Source organism: Hyalangium sp., from assembly GCF_045802625.1.
Taxonomy (GTDB): Bacteria; Myxococcota; Myxococcia; order Myxococcales; family Myxococcaceae; genus Hyalangium.
On the sequence record NZ_JBJMQP010000080.1, the window covers coordinates 1 to 23,211 of the forward strand.

A 23,211-nucleotide genomic window follows, 5' to 3' on the forward strand; every position below is an offset into this window, starting at 1 on the left:
GGGCGTGCCCCTGGAAGGGGCGTTGACGGAGGGGGAACAGCAGCTCGTCAGCCGTTACAAGGCATGGTGTCGCAGTGCCCAGGGTTTCGAGGGCGATTGCCTGGGGGGCGCGCTCGTGGGGGGCAAGTACCTGGACATGCAAGGCCGGTACATGCTCGCCATGGCCTTGAGCAAGAGCCCCGTGCTGGAGGAGTTCCAGAAGGCGCTTGGTGACATGGTGAGCATGCGGGCCGTCCTGCAAGCGGCCATCGGCACTGTCGTCACGCTGCTCATCTTGCTGGCGTTGCCCGAGCCCGTGACCAAGTTTGTGGCCGCATGGGCGACTGCGGCGCTCGTGCTCTGGGTTGGCGCCTTCACGCTCTACAACCTCGTGAAAGGGTGGTTCGAGTTGATGGAGGAGGTGAAGGTCGCCACCAGCTTCGAGGAGATCCGCGAAGCGGGCGAGAAGTTCGGCCGGCTGTTCTCACGTGAAGCGGCGCAAGCCTTCTCCATGATCGTGATGGCGCTGCTGACGCACAGCGCAAAGGGGTTCGCGGAACAGGTGGCGACGCTGCCCGGTTCTGCGGAAGTGTCGCTCCATGCGGCGGATCAGCAAGGGATCCTGCTGTCCGAGGTGGGCGCGGTGGAGTCGGTGGCCGTGACGGAGGACGGCTTCCGCATGGCGCTGGCCCCAGGCGCGGTGGCGATGGCGGCGCGCGGCGGGCGCGCTGACCGCACCGAGAAGCACCACATCGCGACCAACGCCAACAAGAAATCCACCTTGCGCGCTGGCCCGTGGACTCCACGGTTCGAGGATCTCTTCGCCAGGGCGGGAAAGCGGCTGAGGGACCTGGAAAACATCGTGCCAATCAAGGGGCACAAGGGGCCACACCCGCAGCGATACCATGACATTGTCTATACGCGCTTGCTGGAGGCGCTGGGAGACTGTGGCAGCATCGCGGAATGCCGGGCGCGGTTACTGCCCGCGCTCGATGACCTCGCTAGAGATATCGCCACACCCGGTACGGAGTTGAACCGGCTCGTCACCCTGGGGAAATGACGTTAGAACTTCCCTATGTCCCAGCGCTTCTTCAGGCTAGCCGACGATGTTTATGTGCCCCGCCGCTGGCATCTGGGCACCCCCATCGACAGTCTGGGCCATAAGGTGCACGACTGGGACTTCACGCGGGGAGCGCCCGTGCAGGTGGAGGGACGGTTGAAGATCCCCATCAAGGTTGCGGGAAAGCCGTTGGACTTCTCCGAGGCGGGATTGGGCATCCCCGTCGCCCACGTCAAGGTGGCTTCCATGCTGGCGGAGCGTGCCCCCGGCGACGTGCAGATCATCCCCGCGGATATTGAGGACCAACCGGATCCGTACCTCATCCTCGTGGCCACGCGCCTCATCCGCTGCATTGATGAAGAAGCCTCCAAGGTGCGATTCTGGACGCCAGAACATGGAGTGCCCGACAAGGTCGGGCACTACATCGCAGTGGATCGCTTGCGCATCGACAAGCGGAAGGTGGGGAACGCCACCGTCTTCCGTCCCGAGGGGTGGTCGAGCACCCTGATCGTCTCCGGGGAGGTCAAGGACGCCTTGGAGCGGATGGGCGCCACGGGCACGAGATTCGAGGAGGTCTAGCGGACCACCAGAAGTTGCGGGCCGCATGTGCGCCCTCCGTCGGAGTCACTCCACTCGGGCGCTACCGGGCACTGGTGCACAGCGGCAACTTCTCGAGCTTCTCCAGCATCAGGTCCGCCGTCTCCAGGGCGCCCTCCACCCAACCCTGGGCATGCGAGTAGGCCTCCCCACAGATGTAGACCGGCTTCTCGGAAACGGGCTGGATGATATCTCTCTTCACCTCAAAGCTGTTCACCCCGATGTTCCAGCTGTTCCATCCCCCGCCATGGGGATCCGCGCCCCAGTCCATGTAGCTGGCCTCCACGGCGTTCGGGATGAAACCCAGACCGTGGATGAGCATGAGTTGACGCTGCACCTCCTCCACCATGGCCTTGGGCGGAGCACGATCCGACCACTCTTTGTCCACCTGACCGCCTTCGCCCATCCTCTCCTTGAAACCTATGAATGGATCCTTCGGCGGCACGCCCGTGGTCTCGCTGCGCTTGTTACGGAGGCCGTCCCAGAAGCCGATGTTCAAGCCATCGTCGTAGCTCGCCATCAGCATGGCCCGGCCGCCAGTGACCGAGGTGCCGTCGTTCTTCGGCCAGTAGTACGTCTGGCGCACGGGCAGGTCCGTCGTCGTGCGGCCCGCCTCCACCCCCGCCGGCAACCACCAGGGGTCCTTGTATGTGGTGAAGAGCTTGAAGAGTGGTTGAGGTGTGACGCTGTGGATGAGCCTCGTGACCGGGTCTTGTTGCAGGAACGAAGTCCTGGCACGCAACAGATCCAAGGCCCGGCGAGGCATGGCCAGGATGAGCACCTTTGCTCGCACTGTCTGCTGCTGCTTGTCCTTCGCGTGCTCCGGTTTGTGCTCGGCATGCAGCAGGACGCTCTTGTCCGTCTCCACCTCGAAGCTCACGACATTCGTCTGCGTCTTGATTTCACCGCCGAGCATCTTGAAGCGCTCCGCGACCGCCAGCGGCACCTGCTGGAAGCCCCTGCGGAACCCCTGGTACACCGGGTCCACTCCGAAGTCAGCCAGGTACCAGGGGATGGCGTCCGCGGCATTCCAGTTGTTGAGCGTGGACTGGTAGCCCCCCGCGTCTATGGCCAGTTGGTAGGCCTCGCCGCTGATCACGCGCGCCAGCACCTGCCAGAAGCCCTGCTTGTACAGCTTCTCCCCAGCGAACTCCGCATTCTGTGTCATGAGCCGCCGCTGCTGCTCCGTCAGGCCCGGCGCGGTGATGCCTGGGACAATCTGCTCGATGGCATTGACGAGGATCGCCCCTGGAGCCCTGCCGGACTCCAGGAACGACAGCTTGTACGGCACCTTCCTGGGCCTCTTCTCGAAGTCCTCCAGCCTCAGGTGGGTGCCACGCAGGTAGGCGATGTTCTGCTTCTGGTCTACGGGGAAGTCATAGGTCTCAATCAGCTCCTCTGGCTTCGCGTTCTGGTTCAGCGTGTCGATCAGCGCCTTGATCCGCGGCTGCACTGCCGGGAGGAAGCGCATGCCTCCCAGCTCCGCCACCATGTTGGGGATACCGGGCGGCACCACTGACAGCAAGCGGCCGCCCACGCGGTCGCTCGCCTCGAAGACAGTGATCTTGAGGTTCCTGTGCAGTTGTTTCAACTTCCAGCCTGCGTAGACGCCGGAGATTCCAGCGCCCACGATGGCGACATCCAGCTCTTGGGTCAGCTCATCAGACATGTTTCTTCTCCTATGGAATGGGGGAGCAGCCCTGCGGTGCTAGAAGACGATCTGCATGCCCTGGCTGGGGGACTCCTCCTGCGTCTCGGCGCGAAGGAGGTTGCGCTCACGGGCCAAGGCGCGGAAGTAGAAGTGGAGGGGTGGCGGCATGGAGGGGCTCATGGCCTGGGCGGTGAGGAGTGAGGCCTCCTTCACTTCTTCCGGCGGCTTCAGCGGGGACCGAGGGTCCAGCCGCACCTCCAATACGAAGGACTGCTTGTGCAGGCGCACACAATCAATCCCCTCCTTCAGGGCGTCCTTCACCTCGCGTGGCCTCGTCACCACACGGCCGTTGGGGAGGCCGAAAGCCTTGGCGAGCTCCACGAAGCTGAAGCTGGGATCACGAATGGTCAGGTACTCGGGGGTCTCCGTCACGGGGCGCCAGTTGAAGCCCTCGGCGGAGCCATAGGCTTTGATGACCTGCTGGAGCCCCTCCTGCAGCGTGCGATACCCTGTATTGTTCATGATGATGTAGAGGATGGGGAGCTTGCGGTGGGCTGCCGTCCACCACACCTGCGGGTAGAAGAGCGAGGCGCCGTCTCCCACTGCGTTGATGACCACCTCGGGCGTAATGCCCTGCCAGCCTTCCAGCGCAAGCTGGGTGCCGAGCGAGGCAGGCATGGACCAGCCGAGCGACCCCCCCGCCACGCAGTAGTAGCTGGTGGGGGCTGCCTCAGGTGCTCCCAGGGGCAGAAGCATCTGGAAGGACGTCGCGTCCGACACGGCCTCGTGCACGTAGACAAACTTCTTCGCCAGCTTCTCCTCCGCTATGAGTTCGCGCAGCGAATCGGCCACCGTCACCCCCCAGATGCCAGGGGCCTTCAGGGCCGACGTGGCGAACTCACGCCACGTCTGCTCCCTCTTCCGAGCCGCATCCCAGATCTTCGTATTGTTCTGTTGGGCCGTGGCGGGCCGGGCCTGGGCCACGAGCTGGTTGAGGCCGGGCAGGGTGGCCTTGATGTCGCCCAAGATGGCGACCTCCCCGTAACGGTTCTTGCCGATGTCCCAGGTGTTATTGGCCAGGTAGACGCACCGGACCGAGTCCGGGATCAGGGATTTCTCCGAGTATTTGAAGACCGCCAATTGCGCCTGGGAGCCAAAGCCGCACAGGAAGGCCACATCATGGGGCGCAAGAAGCTTCTGGATCATCGACTGGTCTCCAGGCAGCTCGCCCTGCCAGTGATAATTGTTGTTGGGGAAGTTGGCCATGCTGCTGAAGCCCTCGAGGTACACAGGGGCTCCCAGCAGCTCAGCCAGCTCCTGGACTTCGTCCCACGCGTTGCCCTGGCCCACGGCATCCCCCACGATGATGACGGGGTCCCGGGCCTGGCCCAGCACCTGGGCGGCCTGCTTCACCGCGTCCGGGGCGCCAATGAAGCCCGGGTGGATGCGGGTGACGCCCTGGATGCGCTCGTCCGGTTCGAGCTTGCGCAAGGTGAAGTCCCACGGGAGTGAGAGGAAGACAGGGCCGGCGGGAGGGGCCATGGCCTCCTTGAAGGCCCGCTGCAGCACCAGCGGGAACTCCTCCCATGCGCGCAGCTCGTGGGACCACTTGGTGAACTGGTCCGCGATCTGGACCAGGTTGGAGGCCAACAGCGGCTCCTGGGTGACCAGCTCGTTCTGTTGCTGCCCACACAGGACGACGATGGGCATTCGCGACTTCCAGGCGTTGTAGAGGTTGCCCAGGCAGTGACCGATGCCCGGCGTCACGTGCACTATCACCACCCCGGGCTTGCCCGTCAGGCGCGAGTACCCCATCGCCGCGCCCAGCGCGATGTTCTCGTGCAGGCACTCGATGAAGCGGATCTTGTCCTTGTTCTCTGGGGCTTCGCAGCCGTCAATGATGGGGATTTCATTGGTGCCGGGGACGCCGAAGAGGTAGCCGATCCCGAGCTCGCGGAGAATGTCGTACACATAGTCTCGGGTCCAGCGCGTGGCCTGTGCGGTCTGCTGTTCTTTCATGGGCTGCTCCAGAGGTGAGGGGGGAGCTACAGGGAGGGCGGGTCAGTGGGCGTCCGGCGCGACATGAATCGGCAGCACGGAAGAACGGACAGCGGGTGGGGCCCGCGTGGCGTTCTCAACCTCGCCCTTGAACAGCTGGTAGAGGATGCCAGCACTCCTGCGCAGGTCTTCGACCGGAGCGCCCTCATTGAAGCCGTGGAAGTTGATGGGCGGCCCGAGGTCCTCGGTGAACAGCGCGCCGGCGGCAATCAGCGCCGGGGTGCCCTTTGCATCCGTTCCGCCACCGATGGCCAGGGCCGGGCACTGCTTACCCATCGACTGACTGAAGGCCCTGCTGACGCGCTGGAAGGTCTCGCCGTCCGGGAGCCGCACGTCGGGCGGGGCCACCGTTTGCGTCGTGTACCCCAACGTGTAGCCAGGCTCGGAGGGGAACTGCCGCAGCAACTCCGCGAAGATCTCCTTGAAATGGCTTTCATTAGGATTCCCGGGCTCAATTTCTCCCCCCACGAAGCCCTCGGTCTTGTTGTCCCACGCAATGCCGTGGTGGTCGAGGGCGTAGCGGATGTCGAGCTCCAGACTTGCGGCGGCCTCCGGAAACTTCTCGGGGTCCGTTTGGAAGCGGGTGATGGCGTACGTCGTTCCGTTCGTGAAGACGCGGTCGTGACGCTTCAGCAGCTCCGGGTGGTGCTCGCCAAAGACCCGGGTGCCCCAAGCCCAGGAGATGAAGCGGCACAGCTCGCTGATCTCGTTTCGTTCCAGGTGCTGACCCACCATGCGACTCAAGAAGTTGGTCAGGGAGACGAGCGGGTTGCTCCCATCCTTCCGGTTCTCGTCCGGCGCCGAGCCATGCTGTGCCCCCTCTACCGTGGTTTTGAGGATGAGGTGTTTTTTGCTGGCCAGCTCCGACACATCCACGGTCATGCGGGCCCTGCGATAGTCCCGGTCATCGAACTCGTAGTCCCGGTAGAGGCCGCCCACCTGCTGGGCAAAGCGCTGGAGAGCCTCCACCGAGTCCGAGCTGAGGATAGCGGTGGCTTCATCGGGGATCTGGTTGGTGGGCCCGTTCGGCGTGTAGAGTTTCTCGATCCACACCCGTGCCTCCTCCGAGGCGCCACGCTTGGAGGCGCGCTCCTGCGCCCGCCGCTGGATGGTGAAGACGGGACGCTCCAGCCCCTTCTCGGCCCGGACGCACCAGAAGGCATCGAAGATGATGCCCAACTCTGGAACCTCGTCCGGCCTGTCTTTCAGGTAGTAGGGCATCGCCATATCCGTCTCCTCCGCGGTGTCGAAGAGGATTTCCAGGGTGACGCGATCGAGCTTGGGGTCGCCGTCGTAGTGCCTGGCCACGGCCTGCAAGACATGGAACGCGACGAGTGCGGGCCCCTTGTCGTCAATGGCACCGCGGCCGACGTAGAAATCCTGTTTCTTGTCGGGGTAGGACCGCTGCTCCGCCACGAGCTTGAAAGGCTCCCACCCGGCCTGGGTTCCCGGGGGCACTGTGTCCAGATGGCTGCTCAGCGCGATCCTGCGCGGCCCGGTGCCCACGCGAATACCGAAGAGCCAGTGCTCCCGCGCCCCTATTTTCTTCTTCCACTCGAAGGTGGCGAGTTTGTGAACCTTCTGCCCTTCATTGAAACGCTGGGTCTGATTTGACAATTCGTCCTGGAGTTGCTGGAGGTTCGCCACCACCTGCGCTTCCTGCTCTTCGGACTGGTTCGGAGTTCGGTAGGTCTGGACGGCAACGAACTTCGCGAGATCGCCGAACAACTGCTCATCGATGTAGCGCTGGAGTTCTTCCAATTCCTTGTCAGGCACCGCGGACGCGGCCATCGTGGCCTGGGGCATGGCCGCCGGCGGGTCCGCGGACGGCGAGTGCGCGCAGGCAAGCTCCAGCGCCATGGTCAACGCGAGTCGAATTCCAAATCTTGTCATTGCAGCCCTTTCCATACGGACAGGGCATGAGCAATCCGCGTGCCGACACCGCTCCACGCACGAGTCCAGCGGGGCTTCCCGTGGGAGGAGCGCTGGCTGCGTCAGTGGGTGACGAAACTGCGTGCTGGAATGACGGGGCCCGGGGGACGCCTCGAGCCCCCGGGCCTCAGGAGTTGCCGGCCTGGGTCAGTTCGGCCTCGGCGCGAGCCAGATCGACGGCCGCCTCGAGCCGTTGGAAGATGTCCCTGGCGCGCAAGAGGTGGGCCTTTCGCGCTGGAGCCTCTGGAGGCAGGTGCCGCCCCAGCTCGAGCCGGGCCCTTCCTTCCTCGTAGGGCATGGCCAATTCCACGGCGCGCTCAGCGCTTCGCTGCCAGGCCTGCAGCGCGGCCTGGGGCCGCCCCAAGAGCCAGGACTGCTGCCCTTCGCAGAGCAGGGAGAACGGCTCCACGAGGGGGAAGGGCCGGGCGAAGGCCCGCAGCAGCTTGCAGCACTCCCCCGCGGCCCGCGCCAACTCCCGGGCCTCGGCGGATGGGCCGCCCAGCGCTCGCTCCCATTCCGCCAGGTACACCTCGGTGAGCATGCCTATCCCGCCAAACATGAGGGAGACCACCGGCTTCATGCCCCTCATCAGCGCGAACCCCTTGGCCGCCACCTCGAGCGCGCGCTTGCGCTCCCCGCTGTGCAGCAGCGCCAGGGCCAGCGCGCCGTAGAGCATGATTCGCTCCCCGGCGCTCGCATGAGGCTCGTACCCGGGCAGCACCTGCTCCAGCTCGCGGATGGCCTCCGCGGTATGGCCCAGACGCACGAAGGAGCGCGCCCGCAGCGTGGGTCCCCAGTACAGGGACTGCACGGCGTTGCGCCCGCGTGCGGAGCGCTCGATCTCATGCGAGAGCTCGACGCCTCGGCGGAACGCACCCTGGTAGTAGAACGAGTGCAACAGCATGACGCAGTTCTGCTCGAACTGGCGGAAATCCCTGGCGGTGCTGGCAAGCGCCCGGCCCTGCTCCCCCCAGGCCTCCACTTGCCTCCACCGGGCTTGACCGATGCCGCAGATGCAAGAGCGCATCAGCACATAGATCAAGCTCTCCGCTCCCCCCACGCGCCGGGCCATGCTCAGGGCTCGCTCGCGCCAATCATCCACCACCGGTGTCAAGCCAGGGATGGCGGTCAGGACGGTGGCAATGATGATGTAGGCACGCGCCAGGCCCGGCGAGGGCCCCGCGGGCTCCAGCACGTTGACCAGCCGCAACGTCGACCAGATCGCGCGCAGCGCATCCTGCTGCATGAAGTAGGACTCGCTGAGTCTTGCCGTCAGGTGCCCTGCCTCGATGCGCAGCTCGCGGCGCTCGGGTGACTGCTCCTCGAAGGGCTCGGGCACGGCTGCCTGCGTGAGCCGCACGAGCAGCTCGCGTGCAAGGCTCAGGCGCCAGCCTCTGGGGGTGCTGGGCAGCGGCCAGCCCAGGTGCGCCAGGGCCCGTCCGGCATGGATGCCACAGGAGGCCTGATCACCGATGAGGTAGAAAGTCTCTGCCAGGCGCCCCTCGAGATGTCCGATGTCCAGCGCCCGCGCGGCCTTCGCCTGGGCAAGCTCCAGGGCCCGCTGGAAGTAGGGGAGGGCCGCGTGGCAGGCATAGACAGACATGGCCTGTTCTCCCGCCCGCTCCGCGTAGTGGGCCTCCTGCTCCGTGTGGCCCGCCTGGCCGAAGTGGTAGGCGAGCGCCGCCAGCCACTCGGGGGCGTGGGGGTGCGCTGCCTCGATGGAGAGGGAGGCCTGACGGTGCAGCTCCCGCGCCGTCTCCCGCGGCAGGCTGGCCAGTGTGCCCTCGCGCAGCTTGTCATGGGCAAAGCGCCACCGTCCGTCCGCGAAGTCCAGCACCGCGGCGCCTGCGCAGTCCTCCAACCATCGCGTCAGGTCCACCTCGGGCGCGCTGGCCCTCAGCACCTCCAGGTCCAGGTGGCGGCCCACGACCGCCGCGAGCCGGAGCAGCTCGCGTGCTGAAGCCGGCACCTGATCCAGCCGCCGCTGAATGAGCTGCCGCACGCCTCCAGCGAAGACCCGCTCCGGCAGCGGTGCGGCCCCAATCCGATCCAGTTGCCCCGCCTCTTCCGCCAGCGCGCGCACCACCTCCACCAGGAAGAAGGGGTTGCCCTCTGTCTCCCGCTGTAGCAGCTCCAGCACCCGCGGCTCATGGCCGGCCTCGCCGATCATCGACTCGCTCAGGCGCGCCATCTCCTCCGCCCCGAGCCGCGGCAGGCTCAGCACCTGCATGGCCGGCAGCTCCTGGGGTAGCTTGGGCCGCTCGTCGTCACGGTATGTGGCCACCACCAGCAGCGGCAGGGTTCCCGCGCGCGCTGACAGCCGCGCCAGCAGCCGCGTGGACTCCGCCCGCCCCCACTGCTGGTCCTCGAGGACCAACAGGACCGGCTGGCGGATCCGCTCGAAGAGCGCCTCCACCACGCCCACCAGGCGCTCCTGGGCCATGTCACCCACGAGCTCCGGCGCTTCTGGCACGGGCCGCTGGAGCAGCGACTCCATGTCCGGCACCAGGGGCTTGAGCACGCTGGCCTCGAAGGCGCTCGGCTCGGCCAGCAGCGCCAGCCAGCGCAGCACCGGCCGGAAGTCCTCATACGGGCTGCCTCCGCTGCTGACGGCCTGCCCCCGCAGCACCACCGCTCCCCGCACGAGGGCCAGCGTGCGCACCTCCTCCACCAGCCGCGACTTGCCTACTCCGCTCTCCCCGCCCACCAGCCACGCCTCGCCCTGGCCAGCCAACGCCCGCGCCAGCGCCTGCTCCAGCCGTCCGCGCTCGCGCTCCCTCCCCACGAAGCGTGCTGCTCGCAGGTGGCTCTCGCGCGTGGCCACGGTCTCGAGCTGCACCTGCTGGCCGGCCAGCTCCCGCAAGTCTCTCAGCACCTCCTCAGCGCGCTGGTAGCGCTTGCCGCGCTCAGCCGCCATCAGCCGCTGGAGGATGACTTCCAGGCGCGGCTCGGACTGTCGGGCCCCTGCCAGCATGCGCCGCGCCATCACCCCGACGCTGAAGAGGTCCGAGGCCTCCGAGGCCGGCTCGCCCTGGAAGAGTTCGGGTGCCATGAACCCCGGCGTGCCTGCGGCCTCGCGCAGCTCGCTCCTCTCGCGCGCCAGGGCCAGGCCGAAGTCCAGCACCTTCACCTGCCCGTCCACCACCAGCACGTTGGCCGGCTTCAGGTCCCGATGGATGAAGCCCCGGCGGTGCATGTAAGCGAGGGCTTGCAGCGTCTGCCCCAGCAGGTCTACCTGCACCCTGGGCGGCTGGCCCCGCCCCGCCTCCACCAGCGTCCTGGCCCCCGTCAGCAGCTCCATGGTGAGGTAGGGCCGCAGCTCCTCGTCAAACCCATAGTCCAGCACGTGGATGACGTGGGGGTGGCGCAGAGAGGCGAGCGCCTTGAACTCAGCAGCCAGGTCCAATGCCATCTCACGCGAGGCCTCTTGCGCCAGAGCCTCCAACGAGCGGTGCAGCCGTTTGAGGGCAATGGAGCCCCCCAGCCGATCCAAGGCGCGGTACACGGTGCCCGTGCCTCCGCGGCCAACGACGCCCAGGAGCTGATAGCGGCGGCCCACCCATGCTCCCTGCGCACTGCCCCCCATGGCCTCGACGCTCTCGGTTCCTGAGTGCTGCATAGGCCTCGTCGGTCTCCGCTCTCTGGCCTGGCCTTCCCATCCCGGCAGGCACTGTTAGGATGCGCCGCCTTCTATCTGAACGGTCGCCGGAGCGCATCCACGCCAAGCCCCCTTCAGGTGCCTTCTCGCGCCAAGCCCCTCTCCCAGGAAGCCTCTCATGCAAGATCCGGCCATCCGGCTTATGGCAATGCTTATCGAAACGGGGACCTTCGAGGAGGCTGCCAGCGCCACTCTGCGCGTCATGCTCGATCTGGCGGAGCAGGCGCTCGCCGCCAGCCGCTACGCGGGGCAGGGCCACATCCTCCGAGGCATGATCCACCTGCGCCCCGAGGAGGGTTACCGGGGCCTGGCGGTGCTGGAGGCAGGCACGGCGGATCGGCCCTCGGGAGCGGCGGGTCAGGTGGACGCCACGGCAGGCATGGAGGCGCCGCTGCTGGCCTCCGCCACAGCGTGGCAACTGGTGGTGGAGCGCCGCTGTGCCATCTCTATCGACGTGATCCTGGGCCAGCTGAAGCCGCACGGGGTGGGCGCTGCGCCTCCAGGCGAGCCGGAGCAGGGGCCCACGGGCCGGGTCTTCAACAGCGCGGAGAGCCAGCAGCGCTTCCTGGGCCGGCAGACCACCCACGTGTGCGTGCTGCCGCTGCTAGGCCCGGGCCGGGGGCTGCATGGAATGATCTCGCTGGAGGCGGAGTGCCCCGCGGCCACCGGCGAGGAGTTCATCTGGAGCGAGTGCGGCGAGCGGCTTCAGCTCTTGGCCAACCAGGCCACCCCCTATCTCACCGCGCTGCCGCTGCGCCCGAGCGAGCAGGTGGGGGATGCCTATCTGCCCGTGGTGGGGGCCTCGCTGGCGAGCCTGATGCCTGTGCTGAGGGTCTTTGCCCGGCATGAGGAGACCCTGCTGATTTCAGGGCCCACCGGCGTGGGCAAGTCCCGGCTGGCCCGCTGGTGCCATGAGCAGTCCTCGCGCCGGAGCGAGGCCTTCGTGGTGTTGGACCTCGTGACGGTGCCCGAGGAGCTCCAAATGGCCGAGCTGTTCGGCTGGAAGAAGGGGGCCTTCACCGGCGCGGTGCGTGACAACCCAGGGGCGGTGGCACGCGCCGAGGGCGGCACGCTCTTCATCGACGAGATTGACAAGCTCTCGCTCAAGGCGCAGGCGGGGCTGCTGCACGTGCTGGAGGAGCGCGCCTACCGAATGCTGGGGGAGGACAGCGCGGAGCGGCAGGCGGATGTGCGCTTCATCATCGGCACGAACGCCAACCTTCAGGCCTCTGTGAGGGCAGGCCACTTCCGTGAGGACCTCTACTACCGCATCAAGGTTTTGCCTATTTCTCTCCCTCCGCTCAAGGACCGGCCTGATGAGATTGCCCGCTGGGCGCAGCACATGGCCAACCGCCGCCACCGCGAACGCCACCCAGAGGGCCAGGTCCGGCTGGCGGGCGCCGTGGAGCGGCTCCTCACCGCCCAGCCCTGGCCGGGCAACCTACGGCAGCTCGACAACATTGTCCGCCGCGCCTACGCGCTTGCCATGGTGGACGGTGGGGAGACGGCCCAGGCGCTCACCCTGGAGGTCCACCACTTCCAGCAGTCCCTGGGCTATGAGTCGGACTCGGGGGCGCTGCCGCTCACCGATGCGCTGAGCACGGCGGCCGAAGCCTTCGTCAGCGTGGCTCAAGCACGCGGGCCCGGGGCGCTCGACCTGGACATGGCCGACAGCTTACGGGGGCTCATCCTCGCGGTGGCCACGCGGCGGTTGGGCCGGGATGAAGCCTTCCGCCTCTTCGGACGTGAGAGCCTCGTCAAGAGCCGTAACCACTACCGGATGCTCCGCCGGGAGATAGAGAAGCTCGAGACCTTCTACAAAGCCCTGGGCCTCGCTGGCAGCCCCTTCTCGGACCTGCTGGAGGTCGGCGCTGACTCGGCGGGCTGACCTCTCCGCCCGCTTCATCGTCACCCCAGTACGCGGTTTCGTCCCCAAACGACGCAGCACCGCCGTGTTTGTGCTTCGAACCGCAGGGTGTCCGGTAGTGAATAGCACTGGCGCGGGATTTGCTCGGTCTCGGGGGGCCCGTTCGGGCTCACCCAAGGACCCCCTGCATGCCCCTCCCTAGCTTCGCACTCCGATCCATTGCCTCGGCTGCCATCGTCTCCAGAGCAGCCATGAACCTGAGAGCGTGGATGGTGGTACTTGCCCTGGTGGCATGTCCTGCCTCCTCCTGGGCGCAGCATTGTCAAATCAAGGCCAAGGAGGGAGTGTCTACCTGCGGCAATGATGCGCTGGCCTTGCCAGACAAGACGATGGATGGGCTCGGCACGCTGACGTATCAGGTCACCACGAAGAACCCGCTGGCGCAGAAGTTCTTCGATCAAGGGCTCGTTCTGCATTACGCCTTCAACAACGAGCAGGCGATCCTTGCCTTCCGCAAGGCGGCCGAGCTGGATCCAAACCTGGCCATGGCGTATTGGGGGACTGCGCTCGCGATCACCACCAACATCAACGTCAGCCTGGACCTCGATTCTGAGTGCGCGAAGAAAGCCATCTATAGCATCCGGATGGCGCAGGAGAAGGCGGAACTCCCGGGGATCTCCCAGCGCGAAAAAGCCCTCATTGCCGCGCTCAGCAAGCGCTATCCGTCGTCGATCGAGGGAACGCAGGACGATTACCAGCTCGCCGTGAACTACGCGCAGGCCATGGAGGAGGTATTCAAAAACTACCCGGAGGATGCTGATGTGGCCACCCTCTATGCGGATGCCCTCATGAACCTTCAGCCCTGGAGGCTCTGGGAGGCGTGCAAGCCGGTGCTGAGCACCGAGAAGATCGTCGCGGCGCTCGAGTCGGTCCTGTCGCGGAAGGAGACGAAGAATCACCTGGGAGCCAATCACTTCTATATCCACGCCGTGGAGGGCTCGTGCGATCCCGGGAGAGCCGAGCGCAGCGCCAAGGTGCTGCGCTCGGTGGAGCTGTTCTCCGCGGGGCACCTGGTCCACATGCCCTCGCACATCGCCATGCGTACCGGCCACTTCGAGCAGGCGGCCGCCGATAACCAAAGGGCGGTGGCGTACGACATGAAAGTCTACGAGAGTGTCTGTGATCGTAACGACGTGAGGAAGTGCCTGCCTCTGTACGTGGGGCACTACATCGGTCACAACCTCTACTTCGAGCTGGCCGCCAACCAGCAACTGGGGCGCTTGGAGACCTCCCTCGAGCTCGCGGCGGAGACAGAGAGACACACCCGCGGTTACGTCGGCAATGAGCCAGGGCTGGAGCACTACATGGTCTCGGAGCTCATCACCCGTGTGCGTTTCCGGCAGTGGGACAAGGTGCTGGTGATGCCCAGTCCGGATCCGGATCTGCTGATGGCGCGGGCCTTCTGGCATTGGGCCAAGGCCATGGCGCTGGCCACGACCCCGGAGAACCTCCCGAGGGTCTCGGTGCAGCGCAAGCGGTACCTGGAGGCCATCGCCAAGGTGCCCGCGACGCTGAACTGGGGCAACAACAAGGCCATCGCCTACCAGCCTCTGATGAGCTACCTGCTGGCGGCCCAGGTGGCCGAGCACTCCAAGGATCGCTCTGGAGCCAAGGATCGCTCTGGCGCCATCGAGCTGCTGAAGCTGGCCGTGAACGAGGAGGACAATCTCGTCTACGACGAGCCCAATGCATGGCCGCTCACGGTGCGGGAGACGCTGGGCGGCGCATACCTGCGTGGCGGAGAGTTCTCGAAGGCCCAGGAGGTCTTCGAGGAGGATCTGAAGCGCAACCCAGGGAGCCCTCGCTCGTTGTTCGGGCTCTGGAAGAGCATCGAGGGCCAGTGCAAGCAGGGAAGCGCCCCGGGGGCCAAGGGGCCCGCCGGAGGCAACGCTCCCAGGGCTTCGTGCCAGGAAGAGCTCAAGAAGGCACAGCAGGCCTTCAACAACGCCTGGAAGCTGGCCGATGTGGAACTCACCATCGACACTCTTTGAGCCGCCGTGTCCGCAGTACGGCGCAGCCCTCGAGCGAATCCGCGTCTCCAACAGACGCACGCTCACATGAAACCGCAGGCATCGAGATGTTATGTATGACCGAGCCGTTGCAGGAGAGGCCTCAAGGTCAGCACGCTCCCGCGGAACACGGCCTCTCCCATGCCATCTCCTCATCGCCCTCGCAGCTCGCTGGCCCGCTCCACGCTCCTCAAGATGGGGGGGCGTATCGGGGTGCTCATCGCCCTGACCACCTTCGTCAGCTACGTCCACATCTTCCGCGCCTTCCTCGCGGAGACCCTCACGCAACTGGAGCGGAGCGTCCCGAAGCGGGCCGAGCAGGAGCAGGCCATCTTCGCGCAGGCGGTGGACAACCACGTCGTCCTCAAGAGCGCCTTGGAGGAGCGGATCCGGGCCTGGCAAAAGCTGGATCCTCGGCCCCGCTTCGAAGAGCTGCTCGAGCCCCGGGAGGATGGGACACTCCACCATCGTACCGAGGGCTTCGATGCGACGAGCATGCCCCAGGTCTTCGTCACCACGGGCGTGAAGGTGGACGACGGCTTCCGCCGGCGGCTGCTGGCTGCGTACGACGTGGTGGCCCGGTTCGGGCCTGCCTTCCACGTCCGCTACCCAGACACCTACGTCATGCTGCCAGAGGGAGCGCTCATCATCTACTGGCCAGAGCAGCCGAAGTGGTGTCAGGAGATGACGCCCGATTACCAGATCACCGACTTCGACATCTTCAACATCAGCACCCCCGAGCGGAATCCCCAGCGGAAGAGTGCCTGGGCCACCCTCTGGGTGGAACCCATCTCCCTCTCGCTCGCCACCCCCGTGGACGTGGACGGCCATCATGCCGCGACGCTCGGCCATGACATCCTCATCGAGGACTTGAAGGCACGTACCGTCAACGATCGTTTGCCGGGGGCCTCCAACATCCTCTTCCGCGATGATGGTCTGCTCATCGCCCACCCCGAGCTGCGGATGAAGCTCGGGGTGGCGGAGACCTACAACATCGTGAACGATCCCCGGCCGCCCGAGGAGATCTTCGAGCAGCCGAGCACGCCTGAGCAGCGAGTCCACCTGCGCGCCATCTTCGAGCGGGTGAAGAGCCGCGCGCCCGGCCAGAACGTGCTGGAGTTGCCCGAGTACCACGAGTACCTCGCGGTGGCTCGACTGAAGGGGCCGGAGTGGAACTTCGTCACGGTGCTACCCGAGAGCATGGTGTCCTCGGCGGCCTTCCGGGCGGCACGCTACGTGCTGGTGTTCGGCGTGGCGTCACTGCTGGTGGAGCTGAGCATCATGTACTGGGTCCTCCGGCAGCAGATCACCCAGCCGCTGCAGGCCTTCACCCGGGGCACCAGCCAGGTGGCGGCCGGTGACTTCCAGGTCTCGTTCGAGAGCCAGCGCCAGGATGAGCTGGGGCAGCTGGCCCAGGGCTTCGAGCTGATGGCCCACGAGCTCCAGCGGCGCGAGGAGGCCCTGCGTCAGACCAACGAAGGACTGGAGGACTGCATCCAGGCGAGGACCCAGGAGCTGCGGGAGAAGAACCTCGAGCTGGAGGGGACACTGGCCCGGTTGAAGGAGGCTCAGGAGCTGCTGGTGCAGAAGGAGAAGCTGGCGTCGCTCGGGGCGCTGGTGTCCGGTGTCGCCCATGAGCTCAAGAATCCGCTCAACTTCGTGAACAACTTCGCCCAGGTCTCCGCGGAGCTCGTGGAGGAGCTGCGCGAGGAGCTGAAGGGGCAGGGGGCGGGACAGGACGGCTCCTCGCTGGAGCGAGTGGGCACGCTGCTCGACTGGCTGGCGCAGAACGTCCAGAAGATCGATGAGCACGGCAGGCGGGCCGACATGATCGTGCGGAGCATGCAGCTGCACTCGCGCGCCGGTGAACGCACGCCCACGGCGCTGAACGCGCTGCTGGAGGAGTCTCTGGCGCAGGCCTCCGAGAAGATGAGGTCCTCGTACCCGGGCCTGGAGGTGGCCCTCCGCAGGAATCTGGATCCCTCGGTGGGCAAGGTGGCCCTGGTGCCCCAGGACTTCGGGCAGGCCATCTTGAACATCCTCGACAACAGCCTGTATGCCGTGGCCGAGAAGAAGAAGTCAGTGGGCGAAGCCTTCTCTTCCGAGGTGAACGTGAGCAGCCGGAGCACTGGCAATCGAGTGGAGATCCGGATCCGGGACAACGGCACCGGGATTCCCCGCGAGCTCCAGGACAAGATCTTCAACCCTTTCTTCACCACCAAGCCGACGGGCTCGGGAACGGGGCTGGGGCTGTCCATCAGCTATGACATCGTCGTCCGCCAGCATGGCGGGGAGATCCGGATCGAGTCCGAGGAGGGCCACTTCACCGAGTGCCTCATCGTCCTCCCCCTGCTGGGAGTGAGTGCTTGAGAAGTGCCACCACTTCCGCGGCCCCACGAGGCTCATGGGAGGGCCTCCGGTGAGAAGTCTGGATCTTGGCGGTCGCGGACTTCTAACCAGTTAGAAGTCTGGATCCGGTGGTGCAAAACTTCCACCGGGTTGGAAATCTGGATCCGGCCCGGAGTGGGGCAGAGCACCGTCCGGGTTTCCGGACGGCTGTCGGACGGGATGCAAGGGTGTCTCCCTGTTCATTCAAGGGGTTACGGGCCTCACCCTCTGTGCTCCCACCTTGTACCCTGCTGCGTAAGCTCCCGGCATTCCTCTGCTTTTTTTCGGACCGTCCGTACTTCCGGACGAATCGTCCGCGCTTCCGGACGGCTCCCAGGGGGGCTGTCCTCGTAAGGGCTTGTCTTCTCAGGGAATCGAGGGTTGGCCCGCAAGCTGCTCTAGGGCTGCCCGGCCGCATCGTCAACCGGCCGGGGCGCATGGCGCGTCCCCAGGGGGGAGTCCCTCTCATGTTCAGTCTGCTGAAGTTCAAGGAAGACACCACCACCCAGCCCAACACCACCGGCATCGAGGGAATGACACTCGATCAAGTGCGCGTGGAGCTGCTCGGCCTGATGGCCCAGGAGAGCACCCAGCACCACCGCATGGGGCTGCTCTACAACTACGTCGTGCAGAAGCGGCTGGCCGAGAAGGCCGGCTTCAAGGACGCTCGGGACTACCTGAGCCAGCACCTGGCGGATCTGTCCCAGTCGGCCCTGAGCATGTACGGGGCCGTGGCCGACGCCTTCAGCGAGCCGGTCACCCGCCGCTTCGGCGTCACCTGCCTGTACCTGCTGCTGATCTACCAGGAGGCGGCGGCTGTGGAGCTCAACCACGCCGAGCCGGGCGACACGCTGATCGACGTGCCGCAGGCGGACGGGCAGGTGGCCGCGCAGCCGTTCAAGACGTGCAGCGTGGAGCAGATGCGCAAGGCGCTGCAGCTCAAGCGCAAGCCGTCCTCGAGCAAGCCGCTGCCGCCCGAGGCGGTGGCGCGGGCCGAGCAACTGCAGGAGGCGGTCGCGGGCCTCTTCCCCAAGGGCGTGTCCGTCAAGGTGACGGTGCGCAACCTCAAGGGCAAGGCAGTGCTGGACTTCAAGGGCATCCCCTGGGAGCAGGTGGATCAGCTGATCCAGGCCCTTGCGGGGGGACAGCCCTCGGTGAGCGCTGAGCGCTCGTAGCCTCGGGCGCAGGCGCGGCTCTTCCTCGCGCAGGGGAGGGGCCGCGCCGCTCCTTTCTGATGGCTGGGCTCATGGAATCGGCACCTGCGACGCAAGGGGCACGAGGGCGCTAGGTTCCCGGTGAACTTTGTCTCTGGGGAGAAGGCGATGAGCGATGGAATGGCCTGGCGGATCAGCGACAGGGCCCGCCGCTTGTACGAGCGGATCCGCGAGCGCGGTTACTCTTCGCTCATGGCCTTTGCCAAGGCGCGGCCTGCCGTCCCGCTGGTGGTGCTGGTCCGTGAGCTGGGCCTGCGCGACGACGCCGCGGGGACGTTGTTGTTGGGGTTGTTCGACGAGGCCGAGCGCGGCAACCGTGTCACGCGGCTGGTGCGCGATGTGCTCGCACGGACGCTGGCCGAAGAGTTCCCCGAGGGTTGGCCGGCGGTGATGGACGTCGACAACCGCTGCAAGGCCGCCCAGGCGCTGAGCCGCTGGCAGGCCTTCATCCCAGTGACTTATGACGAGCGCGCCTACGCGATCACGGAAACGCTCCGGAGCGAGCCGCCGCACCCCGGCTGGCGTCCGCTGGGGCCCGACGACGCGCTGCTGCGTACGCTCCTTCCCGACGAGGAAGCCTGAGCGAGGGGGGGGGACCCCGATCGTCAGCGCTGCTTGTTCTTCTCGTCCCACAGCATCGGCTGCCACAGCTCGATCTTGTTGCCGTCGGGATCGAGGAGCCAGGCAAAGCGACCGTTTTCGTGGGACTCCGGTCCCTTGACGATCGGGACGCCGTCGCGGCGCAGCTGCGTGAGGAGCTCGTCGAGATCATCCACGCGATAGTTGATCATGAAGCTCGATTCGCTCGGGCTGAACCATTCGCTGTTCTTCTCAGCGACGTGCCAGACGGTGAGGCCGCGATCCTCGGCCTTGTCCTCTGGCCACTTCAAGATCGCGCCGCCCCACTCCTCGAGCCGCAATCCCAGGTGCCGTGCATACCAGGCCGCGAGCTGCTTGTGATCCGACTTCGACTTGAAGAATACGCCCCCGATTCCGGTAATTCTCGCCATGCGCGGCACCATGCCAGAAGCTCGAGTCACCGAGAAGGGAGGCGCCCTGCATGGATGCGCGGTCGGGGGTGCTACGGTGCCGGGGGCGGCTCGTCCATGCGCGCCAGGTTCTCCTCGGCGGCACGGCGGCACAGCGGCACGACTTCCACGGCCAGCAAGTCGCGCATCTGCTGACGTGCCCCGTCGAGATCGCCTGCATCTCGGAGGGCCATCATCCGCACGAGGGCCCGCGTCAGCCGCTTCGTTCCTTTCTGCCTGCGCTCTACGATCTTCCGGAGCAAGGCCCCTGCACTCTTGGGACTCGCCAGAGCCTCTTTCGTCTCGGCTTGGCTGATGGCCACTTCCGAGGCGGCATTGCGTAGGAAGGCACGCATCCCCATGGTGAGGTTCAGGGGCTTGCCCTGATCGAGGCGGTGCAGAAGGATCAAGAGCTGAGAGTGCTCGGACAGTTTCGGATCCACTCGCCCCGTCTTCGCAACCTTCTGGAGCCTTCCGAGGTTGCTGAGCACGTTCGCGGCGAGTTCGCGGTAGAACGGAACGACCTCGACCGCGCTCACGGCTTCCATCGCCTTCCGCGCTCCGTCCAGGTTCCCGGCGTCTCGCAAGCGGTAGGCTCGGCTCTGGGCGCTCCCAAAGCGGCGAGACCCGGCGTTGAGGCGTTGCCGGATCTTCCGTAGCAAGGCCGTGGCCGTGCGTGGACTGCGGAGGGCCTGCTTTACGTCCTCGGTTGGGATGGCCACTTCCCGAGCAGAACGCCGCAACAGGGCTTGCACGTCGTCCGAGAGTTCGAGCGGCTCGCCCCGCTCCAACACCTGTTTCGCCAGTGCCCGGATAGGGTCCCAATCAACCTTGCGGGTCATGAGCTAGAGCCTAATTCCGTTTGCGCGGGTCGTGGCACATGTCATCCGGCCATTTGTGCTGGCCCTCACAGCGCCGGATGCAGTCGTAACAGTTGCCAACCCACCCCTCCAGTTGGCATCTAACGTACTTCTCGACGCACTTCTTCTTCCACTCCGGAAGACGCCCCGCCGCTTCCAAGACCTGTGCGGCGGCTGCAAATTGCCCGAGGGCTTCGAGGATCTCGGCCGCTTCCAGAGGGTCAGCGCCGCAACTCTGCACCGGGGTGAGGGGGTGATTCTGGACACAGCAACTGACGGAGTTCCAGCAGCTCCCAGCAGTCTGGGCGACGGCGGTAGGCGGGTTCGGGGCGGTCGTGGAGCGCAAGTTCGGGTCCGTCACGGAAAGCGGCGCGAGAGCACGGACAGCCGTGGTGTGGGACTCCGTGGAACAGCCGCCCATCAACGCCGCGAGCATGAGCGGCAACCAGAGGACAGGGGCTCGATTGGGCGAGATCATGAATTCCACGATAGGGCTGGTGCGTTGCTCGCGAGGATGGCCTCGAAGGTTGGTTGCCTGCCTCCCATTCTGCTAGGTTGGGTAGGCTATGCGCGACTTCCTGCACTGCCGGTCTGTTCTGCTAGCCGTTCTCGTGGCCTCTGTTGCCAGTGCCAAGGACCGCGAGCCTCAGGTCCGAAACGTCACCTTTCCGCACCGGCCCGATCAGGTTGCCCGCCCGGTCTACGTGGCGGGGGAGATCGCTACCGTTCTCCACTTCGAGCAGAACGTTGACCCGGCGCGCACGAAGATGGAGGGTTGGGAAGGCCGCTTCGAGCCTCTGGGGGTGGCCGGTCAGTCGGTGGTGATCATGCCACTGCACGATCTGACGCCAGAGGACCGCCTACCACTCGTGGTGACGTTGGTGGACGGAACGCAGGTCCCCATCACCGTCACGGCGGACAAGGACAACGTGGATCATCAGGTGAACCTGTTCTGGAACCCGGAGACCGTGAAGTACCTCCGGGCGGACTTGGAGAGCGCGCTTGGGCGGGAGCGGCGCTACCGGGAAGAAAACGAACGCTACGAGCGAGAGAGGAAGTCGCCGGACCATGCTTTAGCCGCGCTTCTGTCCTCTGGGGCTGAGAGCCAAACCTCGCTCATCTTTCGGAGACGCTACATCTACAACAACGAGGGGCAGACTGACATCGGGATGACTGTGTACTCAGGAAGAGGGAAGGTGGCGGTCGTGATCAAGATCAAGAACCACCTGGATCGGCTCTGGAATCTGAGTCAGGTCCGCCTCACGTCCGCAACCGACTTCTGGCACCCCTTCAGCAAGACGCGCGAGTGTGCAGTCACGATGGAACCTCACTCCATTCCTCCCGGTGACACCGGAGTGGTGGCCATCGTCGCTGACAAAGGTGCGTTCACCTCGGAGAGTGGAGGGCTCGAACCCTTGGCGCTTCAGCTCATTCGCGATGATGGCCTTGTGGAAGCATTCGTGAAGTTGGAGCCCTCGCTTGCTCGTCAGTAGGGTGCGGAACATGAGCATCAGCAGAGGCGCCCTTGCGTGCTGCGCAGTTCTCCTCGTCACCTCCTCTGGCTGCCCTGCTACCGGCACAGGGGCCGGTGCGGTCGCTCTCCGCCCAGACGGGACCCCTGGACCCGAGAAGTGCCCAGCGGAGGCGCTCAAGGCAATGGAGTACCTGCGCTTGTCGGTTGGAGACTCCACGTGGATCGAACTCGATGCCAACCAAGACGAGACGAGCCCGATTACGCTCTACGATGGGCCCATTGAGAGTGTCCTGGAAGAAGACCTCGGCCTCCTCGAATCGCCTACGCGCCTCTACGGACAGGTTTGGACGGGCGGTCCACAGGTGGTCATCCGGTACTACGAGGCACGTCCACCGCGTGGAACGAAGATCCCCATCTGCGCCGTGGTCCGGTTGTCCAAGGGGCAACTGAGGAAGCGCCCCGACTCCAAGCCCGGAACCGCCATCCTCGAATCCTCCCGTGCAGGGGTCGACATCGTTGATGCCTTCCGGTGAGCGCTCCGCAGTACTTTGGGCAGAACACCGTCCGTGTTCCCGGACGGAAGCCTGAGCGAGGTGGGGTGACGAGCACCGTGGGCTGCTGGGGCTGTTGGTGGCAGCATAAGCCTACTGTCCACTGAACCGGGCCAATCTCACCTGTCCAGGCGAGCCAGACGCGGGCACGTCGGACGCGCTCCTCGTGGCGCGAGCAAGGCACCACATCCGAGTACGATTCGGAGCGGATCCGCCTGCCCGCAGAGCCCGTGGGTTCCTGGAGCGAACACCACCCGGCATATCTTCCTCTGCCGGGTGGATGCCCCCTAACCTGCTCCCCTGCTTACACAAAGGGGTGCCCATGCTCTGGCGGATTCTCTGGAAGGCCGAAGCGCTGTTCCTCGCCGTGTTGGTTGGGTGCAGCACCGCTCAGCCAATGATCCGGGTGGACTCAGGAGCAGAGGGAGAAACGCTGATCTACATCTCCCGCGCCGCCACGGCGGAGCCGGTGGAGGTGGCACCGGAGCAAGTCACCGAGGCGATCCGAAGACTGGCGCGCGAGGTGCGCTTGACGGGCTCACCCCGGCAGACAGTGGAACGACTGTTTCAACTGGACGCGCTCTATGGGGATTACCTCTACCTGCTGCGAGAGCGAAAGCTCGTCCCGCTGGAGTTGGGCGTGCCCCTGGAAGGGGCGTTGACGGAGGGGGAACAGCAGCTCGTCAGCCGTTACAAGGCATGGTGTCGCAGTGCCCAGGGTTTCGAGGGCGATTGCCTGGGGGGCGCGCTCGTGGGGGGCAAGTACCTGGACATGCAAGGCCGGTACATGCTCGCCATGGCCTTGAGCAAGAGCCCCGTGCTGGA

The 23,211-nt window shown here is 65.8% G+C and carries 15 protein-coding genes and 1 pseudogene; 10 read left to right on the forward strand and 6 right to left on the reverse strand.

The features are described from left to right. Both ACJ8AT_RS15460 and ACJ8AT_RS15465 read left to right on the forward strand, forming a co-directional pair. Positions 1-1,039: AHH domain-containing protein (locus tag ACJ8AT_RS15460; protein WP_407738497.1), on the forward strand; the 1,039-nt coding region annotated here is incomplete at its 5' end. A gap of 15 nt (positions 1,040-1,054) precedes the next feature. Next, positions 1,055-1,618, forward strand: coding sequence for an imm11 family protein (locus ACJ8AT_RS15465; RefSeq protein ID WP_407738498.1), 564 nt, complete (start codon positions 1,055-1,057; stop codon positions 1,616-1,618). A gap of 61 nt (positions 1,619-1,679) precedes the next feature. Here the strand turns inward: ACJ8AT_RS15465 and ACJ8AT_RS15470 are convergent, their stop codons facing one another. The 4 genes from ACJ8AT_RS15470 to ACJ8AT_RS15485 all read right to left on the reverse strand — a co-directional run bounded on the left by ACJ8AT_RS15470 (position 1,680) and on the right by ACJ8AT_RS15485 (position 10,896). Next, entirely contained in the window at positions 1,680-3,305 is a 1,626-nt protein-coding gene (locus tag ACJ8AT_RS15470) for a flavin monoamine oxidase family protein (protein ID WP_407738499.1), read from the reverse strand. A gap of 39 nt (positions 3,306-3,344) precedes the next feature. Next, on the reverse strand, positions 3,345-5,306 hold the full coding sequence (locus tag ACJ8AT_RS15475) for a thiamine pyrophosphate-binding protein (protein ID WP_407738500.1): 1,962 nt from the start codon (positions 5,304-5,306) through the stop codon (positions 3,345-3,347). Between the two features lie 42 nt (positions 5,307-5,348). Further along, positions 5,349-7,205: a M20/M25/M40 family metallo-hydrolase gene (locus ACJ8AT_RS15480; RefSeq protein WP_407738501.1), complete on the reverse strand. Its 1,857-nt coding sequence runs from the start codon at positions 7,203-7,205 to the stop codon at positions 5,349-5,351. Between the two features lie 199 nt (positions 7,206-7,404). After that, positions 7,405-10,896, reverse strand: coding sequence for a protein kinase domain-containing protein (locus ACJ8AT_RS15485; RefSeq protein WP_407738502.1), 3,492 nt, complete (start codon positions 10,894-10,896; stop codon positions 7,405-7,407). 181 nt (positions 10,897-11,077) lie between these two features. Here ACJ8AT_RS15485 and ACJ8AT_RS15490 point away from each other — a divergent pair, with 181 nt between their 5' ends. The 5 genes from ACJ8AT_RS15490 to ACJ8AT_RS15510 all read left to right on the forward strand — a co-directional run bounded on the left by ACJ8AT_RS15490 (position 11,078) and on the right by ACJ8AT_RS15510 (position 19,055). Further along, entirely contained in the window at positions 11,078-12,823 is a 1,746-nt protein-coding gene (locus tag ACJ8AT_RS15490; protein ID WP_407738503.1) for a sigma-54-dependent transcriptional regulator, read from the forward strand. Positions 12,824-13,146: 323 nt separating this feature from the next. Further along, complete coding sequence (locus ACJ8AT_RS15495; RefSeq protein WP_407738504.1) at positions 13,147-14,853, forward strand: hypothetical protein; 1,707 nt, start codon at positions 13,147-13,149, stop codon at positions 14,851-14,853. 159 nt (positions 14,854-15,012) lie between these two features. Continuing rightward, entirely contained in the window at positions 15,013-17,241 is a 2,229-nt protein-coding gene (locus ACJ8AT_RS15500; RefSeq protein ID WP_407738505.1) for a sensor histidine kinase, read from the forward strand. A 485-nt stretch (positions 17,242-17,726) separates the two neighbouring features. After that, positions 17,727-18,434 (forward strand): hypothetical protein, encoded by a 708-nt coding sequence (locus tag ACJ8AT_RS15505; protein WP_407738506.1) that lies wholly within the window; start codon positions 17,727-17,729, stop codon positions 18,432-18,434. A gap of 147 nt (positions 18,435-18,581) precedes the next feature. After that, complete coding sequence (locus tag ACJ8AT_RS15510; protein WP_407738507.1) at positions 18,582-19,055, forward strand: NUDIX hydrolase; 474 nt, start codon at positions 18,582-18,584, stop codon at positions 19,053-19,055. Positions 19,056-19,078: 23 nt separating this feature from the next. On the opposite strand, the gene ACJ8AT_RS15515 is transcribed toward ACJ8AT_RS15510, so the two are convergent. Beyond that, positions 19,079-19,495, reverse strand: a complete 417-nt coding sequence (locus ACJ8AT_RS15515; RefSeq protein WP_407738508.1) for a VOC family protein — start codon at positions 19,493-19,495, stop codon at positions 19,079-19,081. A 59-nt stretch (positions 19,496-19,554) separates the two neighbouring features. Further along, positions 19,555-20,343 (reverse strand): DUSAM domain-containing protein, encoded by a 789-nt coding sequence (locus ACJ8AT_RS15520; protein WP_407738509.1) that lies wholly within the window; start codon positions 20,341-20,343, stop codon positions 19,555-19,557. Between the two features lie 584 nt (positions 20,344-20,927). Between ACJ8AT_RS15520 and ACJ8AT_RS15525 the strand changes: the two genes are divergently transcribed. The 3 genes and pseudogenes from ACJ8AT_RS15525 to ACJ8AT_RS15535 form a co-directional block, all read left to right on the forward strand. Then, complete coding sequence (locus ACJ8AT_RS15525; protein WP_407738510.1) at positions 20,928-21,854, forward strand: DUF2381 family protein; 927 nt, start codon at positions 20,928-20,930, stop codon at positions 21,852-21,854. A 10-nt stretch (positions 21,855-21,864) separates the two neighbouring features. Then, positions 21,865-22,368: a serine/threonine protein kinase gene (locus tag ACJ8AT_RS15530; RefSeq protein ID WP_407738511.1), complete on the forward strand. Its 504-nt coding sequence runs from the start codon at positions 21,865-21,867 to the stop codon at positions 22,366-22,368. Between the two features lie 340 nt (positions 22,369-22,708). Continuing rightward, positions 22,709-23,211 (forward strand): annotated as a pseudogene (locus ACJ8AT_RS15535) (hypothetical protein); the annotation flags it as partial.

What these genes read in the sequence shown, in the direction of transcription:
- ACJ8AT_RS15510 (WP_407738507.1), top strand. Translation starts at nt 18,582, where the DNA reads ATGAGCGATGGAATGGCCTGGCGGATCAGCGACAGGGCCCGCCGCTTG.
- ACJ8AT_RS15465 (WP_407738498.1), top strand. Translation starts at nt 1,055, where the DNA reads ATGTCCCAGCGCTTCTTCAGGCTAGCCGACGATGTTTATGTGCCCCGC.
- ACJ8AT_RS15480 (WP_407738501.1), bottom strand. Translation starts at nt 7,205, where the DNA reads ATGGCGCTGGAGCTTGCCTGCGCGCACTCGCCGTCCGCGGACCCGCCG.
- ACJ8AT_RS15505 (WP_407738506.1), top strand. Translation starts at nt 17,727, where the DNA reads ATGTTCAGTCTGCTGAAGTTCAAGGAAGACACCACCACCCAGCCCAAC.
- ACJ8AT_RS15500 (WP_407738505.1), top strand. Translation starts at nt 15,013, where the DNA reads ATGCCATCTCCTCATCGCCCTCGCAGCTCGCTGGCCCGCTCCACGCTC.
- ACJ8AT_RS15485 (WP_407738502.1), bottom strand. Translation starts at nt 10,896, where the DNA reads ATGCAGCACTCAGGAACCGAGAGCGTCGAGGCCATGGGGGGCAGTGCG.
- ACJ8AT_RS15470 (WP_407738499.1), bottom strand. Translation starts at nt 3,305, where the DNA reads ATGTCTGATGAGCTGACCCAAGAGCTGGATGTCGCCATCGTGGGCGCT.
- ACJ8AT_RS15515 (WP_407738508.1), bottom strand. Translation starts at nt 19,495, where the DNA reads ATGGTGCCGCGCATGGCGAGAATTACCGGAATCGGGGGCGTATTCTTC.
- ACJ8AT_RS15530 (WP_407738511.1), top strand. Translation starts at nt 21,865, where the DNA reads ATGAGCATCAGCAGAGGCGCCCTTGCGTGCTGCGCAGTTCTCCTCGTC.
- ACJ8AT_RS15475 (WP_407738500.1), bottom strand. Translation starts at nt 5,306, where the DNA reads ATGAAAGAACAGCAGACCGCACAGGCCACGCGCTGGACCCGAGACTAT.
- ACJ8AT_RS15490 (WP_407738503.1), top strand. Translation starts at nt 11,078, where the DNA reads ATGGCAATGCTTATCGAAACGGGGACCTTCGAGGAGGCTGCCAGCGCC.
- ACJ8AT_RS15520 (WP_407738509.1), bottom strand. Translation starts at nt 20,343, where the DNA reads ATGACCCGCAAGGTTGATTGGGACCCTATCCGGGCACTGGCGAAACAG.
- ACJ8AT_RS15525 (WP_407738510.1), top strand. Translation starts at nt 20,928, where the DNA reads ATGCGCGACTTCCTGCACTGCCGGTCTGTTCTGCTAGCCGTTCTCGTG.